General features: G+C 39.4%; 11 protein-coding genes and 7 tRNA genes. 13 read left to right on the top strand and 5 right to left on the bottom strand.

Going from position 1 to position 14,546, the window contains the following annotated elements:
- Window positions 1-93 precede the first annotated feature (93 nt).
- The 7 genes from J582_RS22665 (at window position 94) to J582_RS22635 (ending at window position 847) form a co-directional block, all read left to right on the top strand.
- Window positions 94-170 (top strand) — tRNA-Asp (locus tag J582_RS22665).
- A 47-nt stretch (window positions 171-217) separates the two neighbouring features.
- A tRNA-Asp gene (locus tag J582_RS22660) sits at window positions 218-294 on the top strand.
- Window positions 295-315: 21 nt separating this feature from the next.
- Window positions 316-391, top strand: a tRNA-Val gene (locus tag J582_RS22655).
- A gap of 24 nt (window positions 392-415) precedes the next feature.
- Window positions 416-492, top strand: a tRNA-Asp gene (locus J582_RS22650).
- Window positions 493-513: 21 nt separating this feature from the next.
- Window positions 514-589: transfer RNA gene (locus J582_RS22645), tRNA-Val, on the top strand.
- Window positions 590-628: 39 nt separating this feature from the next.
- A tRNA-Asp gene (locus J582_RS22640) sits at window positions 629-705 on the top strand.
- Window positions 706-771: 66 nt separating this feature from the next.
- Window positions 772-847 (top strand) — tRNA-Val (locus J582_RS22635).
- A gap of 296 nt (window positions 848-1,143) precedes the next feature.
- On the opposite strand, the gene J582_RS22630 is transcribed toward J582_RS22635, so the two are convergent.
- From J582_RS22630 to yccS, 4 genes are all read right to left on the bottom strand, one after another.
- Window positions 1,144-1,929: a YdcF family protein gene (locus J582_RS22630; protein ID WP_031981672.1), complete on the bottom strand. Its 786-nt coding sequence runs from the start codon at window positions 1,927-1,929 to the stop codon at window positions 1,144-1,146.
- A gap of 126 nt (window positions 1,930-2,055) precedes the next feature.
- The gene (locus tag J582_RS22625; protein WP_031981674.1) at window positions 2,056-4,602 is read right to left on the bottom strand and encodes a PepSY domain-containing protein; all 2,547 of its coding nucleotides are present in this window, start codon (window positions 4,600-4,602) and stop codon (window positions 2,056-2,058) included.
- Between the two features lie 156 nt (window positions 4,603-4,758).
- Window positions 4,759-5,334: an SdpI family protein gene (locus tag J582_RS22620; protein ID WP_031981675.1), complete on the bottom strand. Its 576-nt coding sequence runs from the start codon at window positions 5,332-5,334 to the stop codon at window positions 4,759-4,761.
- A 100-nt stretch (window positions 5,335-5,434) separates the two neighbouring features.
- Window positions 5,435-7,609, bottom strand: a complete 2,175-nt coding sequence (gene yccS, locus J582_RS22615; RefSeq protein WP_031981676.1) for a YccS family putative transporter — start codon at window positions 7,607-7,609, stop codon at window positions 5,435-5,437.
- Between the two features lie 127 nt (window positions 7,610-7,736).
- On the opposite strand from yccS, the gene J582_RS22610 reads away from it, so the two are divergent.
- Complete coding sequence (locus J582_RS22610; protein ID WP_004885395.1) at window positions 7,737-8,951, top strand: multidrug effflux MFS transporter; 1,215 nt, start codon at window positions 7,737-7,739, stop codon at window positions 8,949-8,951.
- 27 nt (window positions 8,952-8,978) lie between these two features.
- Here J582_RS22610 and J582_RS22605 read toward each other — a convergent pair whose 3' ends face one another.
- Window positions 8,979-9,683 carry a nitroreductase gene (locus tag J582_RS22605; RefSeq protein ID WP_001047584.1) on the bottom strand — a complete coding sequence of 235 codons (705 nt, stop codon included), beginning with the start codon at window positions 9,681-9,683 and terminating at the stop codon, window positions 8,979-8,981.
- A 508-nt stretch (window positions 9,684-10,191) separates the two neighbouring features.
- Between J582_RS22605 and J582_RS22600 the strand changes: the two genes are divergently transcribed.
- The 5 genes from J582_RS22600 to J582_RS22585 form a co-directional block, all read left to right on the top strand.
- Window positions 10,192-10,395, top strand: a complete 204-nt coding sequence (locus tag J582_RS22600) for a hypothetical protein (RefSeq protein WP_002051146.1) — start codon at window positions 10,192-10,194, stop codon at window positions 10,393-10,395.
- Window positions 10,396-10,577: 182 nt separating this feature from the next.
- Window positions 10,578-10,718 carry a hypothetical protein gene (locus J582_RS26375; RefSeq protein ID WP_079377098.1) on the top strand — a complete coding sequence of 47 codons (141 nt, stop codon included), beginning with the start codon at window positions 10,578-10,580 and terminating at the stop codon, window positions 10,716-10,718.
- A gap of 98 nt (window positions 10,719-10,816) precedes the next feature.
- Window positions 10,817-12,292, top strand: coding sequence for an alanine/glycine:cation symporter family protein (locus J582_RS22595; RefSeq protein WP_002051404.1), 1,476 nt, complete (start codon window positions 10,817-10,819; stop codon window positions 12,290-12,292).
- A 167-nt stretch (window positions 12,293-12,459) separates the two neighbouring features.
- Window positions 12,460-13,431: a patatin-like phospholipase family protein gene (locus J582_RS22590; protein WP_031981678.1), complete on the top strand. Its 972-nt coding sequence runs from the start codon at window positions 12,460-12,462 to the stop codon at window positions 13,429-13,431.
- A 196-nt stretch (window positions 13,432-13,627) separates the two neighbouring features.
- Window positions 13,628-14,546, top strand: a 919-nt coding sequence (locus J582_RS22585; protein WP_032048643.1) for a pyridoxal-phosphate dependent enzyme, incomplete at its 3' end; no start/stop codon positions are given.

The raw sequence follows: 14,546 nt of genomic DNA, 5'->3' as shown, positions 1-14,546 counted from the left end.
TAGCTCAGTTGGTAGAGCGTCTGCCTTACAAGCAGAATGTCGGCGGTTCGATCCCGTCAGCGCCCACCAAGCCTTTACGTTAAGCTCTCAAGTGCAGCGGTAGTTCAGTTGGTTAGAATACCGGCCTGTCACGCCGGGGGTCGCGGGTTCGAGCCCCGTCCGCTGCGCCACTTAAGACTTAACATCGTTTACCCCACAATTGCGATATTGTGAAAGTGCAGCGGTAGTTCAGTTGGTTAGAATACCGGCCTGTCACGCCGGGGGTCGCGGGTTCGAGCCCCGTCCGCTGCGCCACTTTTATAAAACGCTTTTGCAGGGCGCTTAGCTCAGTTGGTAGAGCGTCTGCCTTACAAGCAGAATGTCGGCGGTTCGATCCCGTCAGCGCCCACCAAGCCTTTACGTTAAGCTCTCAAGTGCAGCGGTAGTTCAGTTGGTTAGAATACCGGCCTGTCACGCCGGGGGTCGCGGGTTCGAGCCCCGTCCGCTGCGCCACTTTTATAAAACGCTTTTGCAGGGCGCTTAGCTCAGTTGGTAGAGCGTCTGCCTTACAAGCAGAATGTCGGCGGTTCGATCCCGTCAGCGCCCACCATAATTTGTGACCATACTTTATTTTTAAAGTATTGCAAGTGCAGCGGTAGTTCAGTTGGTTAGAATACCGGCCTGTCACGCCGGGGGTCGCGGGTTCGAGCCCCGTCCGCTGCGCCATTCTCTTGATTCCCTGATCTAGAGGATGTAATGTATAAAGACTGCGGTTGTTGTCTTTTTCAATCAGGGCGCTTAGCTCAGTTGGTAGAGCGTCTGCCTTACAAGCAGAATGTCGGCGGTTCGATCCCGTCAGCGCCCACCATAATTTTTCAAATTTAAAAAATTATATACACTAATTTATTTAGTGTTTTTTGCATTTCTGCTATTTATATTTCCTATCTATTTTATCTTTGCTATTGTTGGTCAAAACTTCTCTTTCTCTTTCTCTTTCTCTTTCTCTTTCTCTTTCTCTTTCTCTTTCTCTTTCTCTTTCTCTTTCTCTTTCTCTTTCTCTTTCTTAATTTTTTAAGTTCAGATTTATTACTTTAAATTGTGATTACTCTCTCGTTTAATGAAAGCTGCCATACCGTAAAGCAATAGCAGCTTTCTGAACCAAGATTAATACTCGTTTAGAATCCAGCCACTCGCGTACGCAAAGTATTCACGCAGCCAAGCGTTATAGCGACTGACTAAAGGAGTTTCGGCAGCAACTGTATAAATATGGGTATAGCCTTGTTTCTTTGCAATAGCTGCAGCTCTTGGGGTATGAAAGTCACTTGTAACAATTGCAATAGGTTGATCAATACTAATATGAGCTTGCTCAAGTAATGGTTTACTGTTTTTAAGGTTAAGTTCTGTACTTGTACTTTTGTCCTCAAGAATCATTCTTTCTTTGGCAATGTGAAAGTGCTGTTCAAGGTAACGAGACATAACTAATGCTTCGGATTCTTTCTCTGAAAAGTCTAAACCACCTGTTAAAACAACTTTTGCGTGAGGTTGTGAAAGGGCAACTGGAGCTGCTGTATCGAGGCGTTTTGCAAGAATGGCTGAAGGCTGTCCATTTTCGACACCACTACCTAAAACAATGATTGCTTTCACCGCGGGAATATTTTGGCCTGTATCTTTATTATCTTTAATAAAACTAAAAAAATAGCCTAAGCCAATCAGCCAGATCCAGAAACATAACCATCCGAAACGCCAAACTGAATGCAGGCGATAGTGATAAAAGAAAAAACGTTCCAGATGATAATAAAATAAGGCATAGAGGCAGAAAAATACCCCTAATATTAAAGGAACAATTGTGCCTACATGAATTTTATTTAGGAAAGCTAGAAATAAGCCGTCTAAAAATAAAATTGAACCAATGATGGCCAAGAAAATCCGAATCCACTTACTGACTTGCATTGTGTTTAGAGTTGCAATTTAAATTGCAGACAGTGTATGCAAAATCATTCCAAATTCAATGCTGATCGCAATAAAAAGCCGAGTAAAGCTTTTCGGCTATTACTCGGCTTTATTATTTATTGATTTTTAATAAACATCACGGCGATAGCGACCTTGTTGTCTTAGCTCATCAATTTGTTCTTCACCTAAAATATCAGTCAGTGCTTGATCTACTCCGCTAGCCATTCCTTCAATACTTCCGCAAACATAAAGAACTGCGCCGCGTTCAATCCAGTTGGCCAATTCAACTGCATTTTGTCGAATGATATCTTGAACATACACACGTTGCTCTTGATCCCGTGAGAATGCCAAATCAAGTCGTTTTAACATTCCCATTGTTTGCCAAGCTTCAATGGTTGATGCATAGAAGAAATCATGAGCGCGTTGGCGTTCACCGAAAATTAGCCAGTTTTCAGTATAGTTATGACGAGTTCGCGTATGAAGTAAACTCATTAAACCCGCGATTCCAGTTCCATTACCAATACAGATAATTGGACGATTATCATCGATCAAGTGAAAAGACTCATTGGTGCGAATACGTAATGCAATACTCTGATTAATTTCTGTGTATTGAGTCAGCCAGCCAGATCCTAACCCTAAATGGCCAGATTCATCGGTTTGCTGGCGAACAACCAAACGAAGTACTTGCTGAGAAGGGATACTAGCAATTGAATATTCTCGTGTTGGTAGAGTAGGGAGTTGTTCTAATAAGTGGTCCAGATTAGCAAACGGTTCAATCTCACCCGTTAAATTTTTATTCCAAAGTGCTTTTTCAATGGAGATTTGTAGCGAGTCTACCACTGCATTTCTAAGAATATGATGGTGTTGTAAAAACTCATTAATACGTTCAGGGCTATTACCCGGTTGTATTTCAGCAATGTCTCCAGCTTGCCATATAGCTTCATGATTTGCTGTAAGTTCAATATTGTAAGCTGGTTGCCCTAGACTATTTGGGTTGAGCAAGTCACGTTGTTGTAATGTCCAATTATCAAACACTTTTTCAAGATTAACGGCATGCAGCTCTAGTTTAGTTGCTTTTACAAGAGCTTGATTCCAGTTTTGAATATGTGTTGGATTTGCATTATCTACCTCGATAGTATCGAAGTAAGCTTTTGCACCATTGTTTTTAAGCCATCCATCTACAGTGTGACCAAAACTACAATATGTATCTGGGTATTCTTTCGAACCTAAGGCTAATACGGCATATCTGAGATGCTGAAGCTCTAATTTTGTTTTTAATAGCTTTTTTGCAAAATTAGAAGCTAAGTCTGGTGCCTCTCCAGTACCATAAGTACTAATCACAAAAAGAATTTGTTCATGTTCCTGTAAATCTGCTTCAGTTAACTGCTGTATAGATTTAACCTGAACAGGCTGATGTGCTTCTTGCAAGCTGGTTGCGGTACTCCACGCAAGTTGCTCTGCAACTCCTGTTTGGGTGGCATAAGTAATTAACCAAGGTTTCGCATTTTCATCAATGTAGTGACCAGCTAAAGACTGACGAGCTGCCTGTGTCAATTTTTTCTGTTTACGGCGTTTTAGATAAAGCATCCAACCGGTAACAAAGAATAATGGCATGGCTAAAGATGCAAACATTGCTACAAATTGATAGACTGGTCCAAAAAAGCTGCCACGATGTACAGGTAACATGCTGCTCATGATTTTTTGATTAAGCTTTTTATCTTCATAAAGCTCCATCTTTTCAATATTGGCAGTTTTATAGTTATAGACAGCTTGGTTACGTGCACGCTCGTGTTGTGGCGTTGCATCTACAAAACTTAATTCAACTTTTCCATCGTCTTTTTTCGGTAAGTTTACTGTTAAAGTTGAATAGTCACGTCCAACTTGATTATTAAAACCGCTCCAGGTTTGGTTGAGGGCAGTAATCAGCTGAGTGCTATCTAATTTAGTTTCAGAAGATTTGTCTTTATTGCGTCCAGCTCCGCCATGTCCTTGCATTTTAGGTTGTTCTACACCTAATACTTTGAACATACCGCTACGCCACCAGTCATATGACCAATATAAACCTGTACATGCAAAAAGAAGATAAAAAACAATAACCCAAGTACCTACGACAGCGTGTAAATCCCAAATAAAATTTCGACCTTTAAGTTTGGGTTTAACAGCAAGCCATTGACGTGCAGAGTGCTTCTTTGGCCAACGTAAATATAATCCGCTCAAAACAAAATAGATGAGCATTAAGGCACAAGCGCCGGTAATTTGTTTACCGAACTCTCCAGCAGTTAAGTTTCGGTGAATTTGTTGTATTAATAAAAGTAACTCGCGACCTTTAACATCAGGCAATACCTGTGCTGTGTAAGGGTTGACCATCATATTGTAGCCACGTCGTTCGCCTTCTTTTTCAATATTGACAACAGAGGAGGCAGTAGGGTCTTTGGCAATCGTAATGCTATTAATTTTAATTTCTGGCTGGGTTGTTGCGAAATGTTGGTAAAGTTGAGCAGGGGTAAGCTTAGGAGTACTTTCTGCTTGAACAACATAACTATCTGTATTTACCCATTTTAAAATTTGTTGATCATAAGAATAAATTGCGCCTGTAACACCCATAATAGATAAGATGAGGCCAGCACTAATACCCAGAAACCAATGAATTTGAAATAAAAACTTTTTAAACATGGTCGAAAATGTAAATATGATGGAGATCTTGTAACGAAGTATAGCCGAAGATTGCGTAGATAATATGGATTTTGGAGATAATATTAATTTTCATTATCATTTATTTTTAGCTTAATAAAAAACCTCCTATAACGGAGGCTTTTTAATGGGGTGAAATTATAAAGTTTTCGGTTCACCTACAGTTTCTTTCAAATGCTTACGAATTGTATTGAAAGAAAAGTTTTTAGAGTCCATGCGTTTAGGCAAGATATACGCACCTTGCTGTTCTTGGCCCTTAGGATCTTTTACTTTAAAGTTAACTAAAATAAAGTCAGGGGTGTTGTACCATTCATAGATGTTTTTCCATCCAATGGTCCCAACGCCTTCTTGTAATCCCATTTGCTGGAGCATTACGATACCGTGAGGTTGTACACCTAAGCGAATACCTTTGATTTCCTGTACAGGAAACTCATTCATCTTACGCTTAACGTACCATTCCAAACCATATGTGCGGCCAAGGTAATAAAGTACTACACCAACAATGGCTACCCAGCAAATCACTGTAGAATAGTTCTTAATAAAAATAAGACCTAAAATCGCAAGGGCTAAAATTACGCCCATAATTGCCCAGATTTTTGTGCTGATTTTATTGGTGCTGCGCCAGATAAGAAGTTGTGCATTACGTTGTTCAGCTTCTGTAACCTCGTAAGGAACTGGCTGAAGCGTATAAGCATATAAAGTTTTCGCGGTCATAGTGCAAATAACAAATTGTAAACTGTTTTAAGTTTAGCATTAATTGGCATAACTCAGGAAAGGATATTATGCCAATTTCATACTAAATTCCGACTCAAATTTATAATGATGCAAGTTCGCTGGCATCATTATCTAGATCATGACTTAGGCGTTGTTTCAACATACTAAATCGATTCAAAACACTTAGCATCAGTGATAACTGCTGTAAAATAATGAGTGATTTCTGGTCATCTTCATCATTTTGGCTTAAACGCTGACGTATCGTCTTAAGCATATTTTGTGCTGTCAAATCAGGCATTTCATCTCTTAACAGCGCACCTTGTATATCGTCTAATGCTTGATCTAAAACGTTAAGAACCGCTTGATCCTGAATCTTTTCTCTATGTGCTCCAAGTGCCGCGATATAACTTAAAAATGTATGATTAAGGCATAAAAATTCAAATATATCTGACTTGCGAGTAGGATCAAAGTCAGGCTCTGTCGCTAAAGTTGAAATAAGCGAGGCGACTTCAGCATCGGTATTATGAGCAGCGCGGCGAACAATACGATAATTGAGCGCATGGTTATGATCTTCATGGTATTGCTTTACCACTTCCGCTAAATAATTACATTGTGCTTGTAAAGAGCGTCGAATGCTGCGCGGTAGGCGACGGAATTTCCAGTCAGGCCAAATAAAGGTGACACCAAACCACGCTAAAGCACATCCAATTAGGGTATCTACAAATCTAGGAATAGCCGCAGCGACTGCCGAGCCATCTAAGTTAAAGTTAATTAATGCCAAAATTGTGATGAAAGCGGTTGCTTGAGCATATTGCTTACTGCGTAACTCGAAAAATAGTACGCCGCTTAAGACCAGCATGACTAATTGTCCTTCTACGGAAGGTACAAGGAATACCACGCTTAGCCCGACAATAATTCCGACTAATGTCCCAACTATACGTAAACGTAAGCGACGTTTGGTCGCGTTAAAGTTAGGTTGGCTGACAAATAATGCTGTCAACATAATCCAGTAGCCATATTCGATTCGGGTGGTTTGAATAAATACATATCCAATAAAAAGAACAATCGAAACTCGAATGGCATGACGAAACAGTACAGATTCAGGGGTTAGATTTTGTTTTATTCGTACAACAATATCATTCCAACCTTTTAAATCATCATCTTTGAGTTGGTTTTCAGCCTGCTTTACTTTGTCCGACTGAATATGCTGTTCCGTTTCTAAGTTGAGTAATTGTGAGTCAATAGACTTTAAGTTTCGGTATAAGGCAAAAAGAGCATTTACCCACAATAAATCATACTGCTGATCTTTTCTTAATTTTTCTAAAGATAAGCGTAAGTTATCAAAACTCTGTTTAAAACGTTTGTTATGGATATATGGTTTGCGCTGTAAAATACATTCATTCAATTCTTGGCAGGCTTTACCCTGAACCGCCAAAATACGCTGAAATCTGAATAAAATATCACTGTGCTGAAAGATCTTTGCTAACTTTTGATAGTCGATATGAGCAGAGTCTGCACGTTCATGAATATCTTGTGCGACAAAATAATAATGTAGGCTACGGCGAGTATCTTTTTGTCCTCGGTCACCTTTTAAGCGGGTTAAAAGGGCTGTTTTAAGATCATTAAAAATAGTAATCAATTTGCCATTTTCTAATGAAAGATCAATCATGCTTTGCTGATAACTGGCAGGAGTCATATCAACATCAAATAAATTGGATTTGGCAAATAGGAAGTCACCTAACGAACCATAAGAGGCTGCAAGTTTGTCTTGAAGTTGGCGAACAGGAAATAATAAAAAGCTAATGGTTGCAATAAGTCCGTACCATGCTGCTCCTGCAACTAAAAGAGCTGGCTGTATATACCATTGGTCAAATAAATGAACCCCCAACATGGTATAAACCGAAACCACCAGACATCCATAAGAGATTGTCGCGTAACGGCGGCCTAGTGACCCGAGTAGAATCCAGCCAATACAGGAGGCAATCAACCCTAGTGCAAAAAGCATTGGATAAGGGAAAAGTAATTGCACGGAAGCGGCTGTAATGAAGAAACCAATATAAGTGTAAATCAAATTCATGATTCGTACTGAAAAGCGATCATCAATATCACTTAAACCAGCTGCGACCACACCTAAAGTGAGGGGAATTGTTGCTAATTGATGTCCTAGAAAATAAGGCACGAACGCAGTTCCTGAAAAGGCAATCAGCATCCGCACGTTATACATAAATGATGTGTTATAAGTCGCTCTTTTTAGGCGTTTAAACCAAGATTTCAAATGAAGTCCTTGCTGATCAACCTGAGTGATAAAGGATTTGCGTATTTCTACACCAATGTTGCACAAATCATACGATAGACAGTGTAAGCTTGTCTGTATGCAAATGATTGAAAAATGAAATATCGTTATGTCTGAACAAACAGCCCAGCGTCAATATTCTATTGGCTGGATTATGTTGCTCGCTTTACTCACGGCTTTAGGGCCATTATCCATTGATATGTACTTACCTGCGTTGCCTCAAATGGCCCATGATTTTGGGGTGAGTACGCAAATGGTAGCAAACACATTGCCAGCTTATTTTTTTGGTTTAGCTATTGGACAACTGGTATATGGACCTTTAAGCGACCGTATCGGTCGAAAAAAGCCTCTTTATTTTGGGCTTGCGCTTTATGCAGTCGCAAGCTTGTTTTGCGTGCTAGCTACAAATGAATGGAGTCTAATAGCTGCCCGTATTTTACAAGCCTTAGGTGGTTGTGTAGGTGTGGTTATGGCTCGTGCTGCTATACGCGATCGGTTAGATGTGCAAGGTTCGGCACAAGCTTTTTCTAGCATGATGATCGTAATGGGTTTAGCGCCTATTTTGGCACCTATGATTGGGGCTTGGATATTAATCTGGTTTCCGTGGCAAGCGATTTTTATTGCGCTTTCAATTGTGGGCGCAATCTGTTGGCTATGTGTACATTTCTTTTTTAAAGAAACTTTGGCAACTGATAAGAGGCTCAAATTATCTCTATATCAAGTGGCTACCTTATATGGTGCTATTTTCAAAGATGCGAGCTTCCGTTTACCTATGTTTGCAGGATGTTTAACAGGTGCAGCGCTATTTTGTTATATCAGCTCAGCTCCCGCCGTTTTTATGGATCAATATGGGCTAAATCAACAAGAGTTTGCTTATGTATTTGGACTGAATGCTTTTGGCATTATGTTAATGTCATCTTTAAATAAGCACTTAACTACACGTGTTGAAATTACTAAGCGTTTAAAAGCAGGTTCAATGGTACAGGTGACAGGTGCAAGTATTGTGTTGATTGCTGGTTTAATTTCTGCAGCACCTTTATGGCTAGTAATGTTAGGACTGTTTTTAGCGATTTCAGGAATTGGTTTAACTGGACCAAATGCCATGGCTCTAGCCATGTCAAAGCAAGGTGCTCGTGCAGGAACCGCTAGTGCAATTATGGGCAGTATGCAATTTGCTTGCGGTTTATTGGGTGGCGTACTTCTTAACTTCCTTATTTGGTCTGCATCACTCAATATGGGAGTGATGATGGTGTTATTTACATTAAGTGGTTTTATTGTTGTTTTAAAAGCGACGCGACAAGCAAAAAGCCAAGCACTCTCTTGATTTTAAGAGAGTGGTTTGCTTGAGTCTTTAATCAAGAAAAACTGCAAAATTCTCTACAGGCTCTCTAGGCGTAATAAAAGTATTCACAATGTGTGCAGGGTCGGCATGACCTAGCGCAATCGCACAAACTAACTCTTCGTCATCTGCTGCGCCTAAAATATCTAACACTAACGGATGGAAATGGTTCCAAGCGGCTTGAGGGCAGGTGTCTAATCCCCGAGCCTTGGCCGCGACCATGACATTTTGAATCATCATGGCGATATCCATTTTGGAACCAATTCCCATTGCTTTATTGACTGTAAAGAAAATTCCGACTGGTGCATCAAACAGTTTGAAGTTACGTAACTGCTGTGCAGCCATTTTTTCTTTTTCGCCCTTTTTAATCTCTAAGAGACCATAAAGTCCCCAGCCATTTTCTCGGCGACGGTCAATAAAAGGTGAAATCCATTTTTCAGGATAATAGGCAAAAGTTTCTTTATATTGTTCTGCAAGTTCTGGATTTTTAGAAATCTCAATCTGTGCTGTACAAACACGCTCTACCATTTCATCACGTTTTTGTCCTGTCACGACATAGACTTTCCACGGTTGAGTATTAGTTCCTGAAGGTGCTCGGCTCGCGACTTTTAAGATATCCTTAATGATTTCGGGCTCAATGGGTGTGTTTAAAAAAGCACGGACAGAGTGTCGAGAGGTAATGGCCTCGTCAACAAGGCGGATTTGTTCCAGATTCATGAGGACTCCTGATCTTATTCTTAATGTTTAATGTTTATAAAAGTCTAATTTTGTGCGCCAAAATTGATGCATTTATAAACAAAAAATATTAGAAAAGTGATTTCCTTATATGTATGATGACTCGATTCGTTTAGACAAATGTCTAATCAATGATAGTTTGAAAGTGTCATTTTAGATTTAAATAGACAAAATATTGTGACTTGTTTGGTCATTAAATTAAAATGAAAATAAATTATGAGTAAAAAATATTCAATTAGAAAAAAGGTAGAATATGTTTAAAAACAGTACAAAACAGATGATTTTGTATGAAAAATAACCTTAAAGAGCATAATCTTTTAATGAAAAACATACACAAAATTTTAAATTTCTGCATAATACCGACTTTTTTACGCAGGTATGATTTCTCCATACTCACGTTAGGAAAAAGTAGTGGCTGCATAACAAGATACTTTTACAAAAAGGATTTTGTGCAGGAATGGAGAAATACACGAGGTATAAGGAGCTTTACATGAGTTTACCGCTCATCAACAAGCAGTTCATGAAACAAGGATTGGCGATTACCATTGCGACCATGAAAATGAACTTAACTCACGCAACGACTAAGCCACAAAAAATACAACAGCTTGGTACACATCTCAACGCACTCTTCTTGAATAATAAAGAAAGGGGCGCAGATAGTCGCGTCATAGCGATGGCTTGTTACAGTCTTTGAAATTTAAATCCAGTTTAGACATTCGCCCAAAAGTATATGTAAATATGCTTATTGGCTTAAATCCAGTTTTTATAACTCGATTAATTGATGGGAATCATTAAGCGAGCTGATTTAGCGGTGGTCATTTGTTAGTTTCCAAGTTTGTAGCCGAGTCGATGCATACTGTTCACCCAAATGGGAATATGTTCAGTAATGCGATGAATTCATTTTATTTGAAGGATGCTTTCTCTCATGCGACCTTCAAAGGCTTAGTGCTGGGCATCATGTTGCTTAAACTTGTGACGATAATTGCTATTCAATTGACATTAAAAGTTTTTTCTTAAATGTACTGAAAAAGTCCCTATTGCTAGGGGCTTTTTTGTTTATTGCAGATTTTGGCTTGTGCTAATAGCACTTTAGCAAGAACGTAAGCGGACCGAGTATGAATGAACAACTCAATGCCACACTGATGTCGTGGGTAAAATTTTTTAATGACCCTTTATGGGATTTTCTGGTTATTTTCTTGCTGGCTGTCGGTATTTTTTATACGGTCTTAACAGGAGCAGTGCAAATTCGCATGTTCTTGCAAAGTATTCGTGTTATGAAAAGCAGTCGTACTGAAGGCGAAGACGAGCATGGTCTTACTCCTTTTCAGGCGTTCGTAACAGGCCTTGCGAGCCGTGTTGGGGTAGGTAACATTGCTGGTGTAGCAATTGCTATCGCAATTGGTGGTCCTGGTGCAGTGTTCTGGATGTGGGTAACCGCTGTTCTTGGTATGAGCTCGGCTTTCATTGAGTCTACACTTGCTCAGCTATTTAAAGTGAGAGACAACAAGAGCAAACAGTTCCGTGGTGGACCGGCTTACTATATTACTCAAGGTTTACGTAGTAAAACCTTTGGTGTAGTTTTCGCACTGGCATTAATCTTTACCTATGGTTTCGTATTTAACTCAGTTCAAATTAATGCGATTGCAAATGCATCTTCACATGCATGGGGTTGGGATAAAGCCAATCTTATTGCTCATTTAGGTGGTGTTGATTTAGAAATTTCATGGGTTGGTCTTGCTCTTGTTGTGATGGTTGCATTGGCAATTTTTGGTGGTATTAAACGTATCGCTAAATTTGCAGAAATGTTTGTACCTTTAAAAGCGGGTCTTTACCTATCTGTTGCGTTGTATATTGCATTAAGCAACTATGCAATTTTACCTGACGTGTTAAAACTCATTGTAACTGAAGCTTTCCATTTCAATGCTGCGGCAGGTGGTTTCTTCGGTGCTGCCATATCAATGGCAATGATGCAGGGTATTAAGCGTGGTTTGTTCTCAAACGAAGCTGGTATGGGTTCTGCTCCGAATGCTGCCGCTGCTTCTGATGTAAAACATCCTGTAAACCAAGGCTTAGTGCAAATGCTTGGTGTATTCGTAGATACCTTCATTGTATGTACAAGTACAGCAATCATCATTTTGGTTTCTGGTGTTTATCATGATGCAGGCTTTGTTGGTGTTGAATTAACTCAACGCGCATTAGAGACTCAAGTTGGACACTGGGGTTCTGACTTCCTAGCAGTTCTATTATTCTTGTTCTGTTATTCTGCTGTATTAGGGAACTATGCTTATGCGGAAAGTAATGTGCAGTTCATTAATAACAACCCGAAAATTATGTTCATCTTCCGTATTTTTGTATTGGTGATGGTCTATTTCGGTGCAATTGGTAGTGTTCCATTAGTTTGGTCAATGGCTGACTTGTTTATGGGTATCATGGCTACTATTAACTTAGTCGCAATTTTACTGTTAACACCTGTAGCTCGTACTTTATTGAAAGACTACCGTGAGCAATTAAAACAAGGTATTAAAGAACCAGAATTTAAAATTAATAAATATCCAGAGTTGAAGAAAAAAGTCGATTCAGATATTTGGTAATTTTCAAAAAAAGCCTCTTAGAAATAAGGGGCTTTTTTTATGGAGCATAAAAACACTTGAGTATAAAATTTAAACATGACAAATTAAATAAATTCACTACAGCTTTTCACAAAATGAGCAACTAAAATTGCAATTCGGAAATTAATGTCATAGTGCAAAGATGAGCCATGAAACAGCTTAAATTGTGGGTTCTCGGACTTTCTATGGTGTTGGCTGGGTGCCAGACCACCTCACACTTATCTGCCTTAAAACCACAAACGGCAGAGGCATATTCACGTTTTGTCGACCAACCTTTTGCACAGCTTAAGAAGCAGCATAAAAAACCAGTTGTCGCATTGGTGTTAGGTAGTGGAGGTGCTCGAGGTTATGCACATATTGGTGTTATTGAAGTTTTAGAGCAACATGGTATTCGTCCTGATTTTATTGTAGGAACTAGTGCAGGTAGTATTGTTGGGGCAATTTACGCAAGTGGAAAAACACCTGATGAACTGCGCGATACCGCTTTGAAAATGAAAGCGGCCGATGTTCGTGACATTAGTATCGGTTTAAAAGGTTTTTTTGATGGCAAAAAAGTTGAAGACTATGTAAACCAACAAGTAAATAACTTACCGCTCGAAAAAATGAAAATACCGATGTATGTGGTTGCAACAGAGCTCAAGCATGGCACAAAAACCGTATTTAACTATGGCAATACTGGGCAAGCTGTTAGAGCATCTGCTTCAATTCCAAGTATGTTTATACCCACTAAAATTGGTAAATCTGAATATGTAGATGGCGGTTTAGTCAGTCCGGTACCTGTTGAAGTAGCCCGTGACTTAGGTGCTGATGTGATTATTGCTGTCGATATTTTGGCCCAACCGATTTATACGGAAACTTCGAATGTATGGGGGCTCTTTAACCAGAATATTAATATTATGCAAGGGCGTTTAGCTGCTGAAGAACTTCAATATGCAGATGTCGTGATTCAACCAGATTTAAGAGAAAAAGCACATATTTTTGATGTGAAAGGCCGTGAAGCTACCATGAAAGCAGGTATAGATGCGGCAAATGCAAAACTGTCTGATATTCAGTTTGCAATTGATGAAAAAATAGCTGAACAGAATCTTTCCACTGACGGTTTAAGTGCCCAGTCCAAATAAATCAAAAGCAAGTATATGAAAATTAAATAAAAGCCCTTCTCGGGCTTTTTTGTTGAAAAATAAAAGATTTGTATGTGCTGATAAAAATTTTTGTATAGTGGAGCTATGCTGAAAACTCCTCATGACACATATGAGAAATTCATGCTATTTTTCAAAAAAATAATTGATTTGTAACATATTGAGGCCGACTAATTAGATGATTCAGCAACAGGTAAAACAAGAGTTTCCAACATTAGAAGATATACATGCCGCTGCAGAGCGTTTAGATGGTTTAGTGGTTAAAACACCCTTTGTTTTTTCAGAAACCATTTCTAAAACCCTAGGGGCAGAAATGTGGCTGAAATTTGAAAATCTACAATTTACGGCTTCTTTTAAAGAACGGGGCGCATTAAATAAGCTTTTAAGTTTATCTGAACAAGAAAAGCAACATGGTGTAATCGCTGCTTCAGCAGGTAACCATGCACAAGGGGTTGCTTATCATGCTCAGCGTACAGGTGTGACAGCAACTATTGTCATGCCTAAATCGACGCCTAATGTGAAGGTACAACGAGTACGTGAATACGGCGCACGCGTTATTTTGCATGGACAAGACTTTTCTGAAGCTGCTACTGAAATGCACCGTGTCGCTCAAGAAGAATCATTAACGATTATTCATCCTTTTGATGATGCAGAAATTATTGCAGGTCAGGGAACTATTGCGCTCGAAATGCTTGCAGCTGTTCCTGAACTAGACATTTTAGTTGTGCCAATTGGCGGTGGTGGTCTCATTTCTGGTATTGCGATAGCAGCAAAATCGATAAACCCTAAAATTAAGGTCATCGGGGTTCAGTCGGTGGTTTACCCAAGCATGGCGAAATTGCTTTGTAACTATCAAATCGCAGTTTCCTTAGGTTCAACCGTAGCTGAGGGTATTGCGGTTAAAACTCCAGGTGAGCTGACGACTCAAGTCGCTAAAGAATACGTTGATGACATTGTTGTTGTCACTGAAGACATGATTGAAGAAGCAATTGCGCTGTTACTTAACATTGAGAAAACAGTATGTGAAGGAGCAGGGGCGACAGGTATCGCTGCAATTATGTCTCGACCAGATCTATTTTTAGGTCATAAAGTCGGGG

It is taken from the genome of Acinetobacter sp. 1566109 (assembly GCF_000582255.1).
Classification (GTDB): Bacteria; Pseudomonadota; Gammaproteobacteria; order Pseudomonadales; family Moraxellaceae; genus Acinetobacter; species Acinetobacter nosocomialis.
This window is presented reverse-complemented; position numbering and strand designations above follow the sequence as displayed.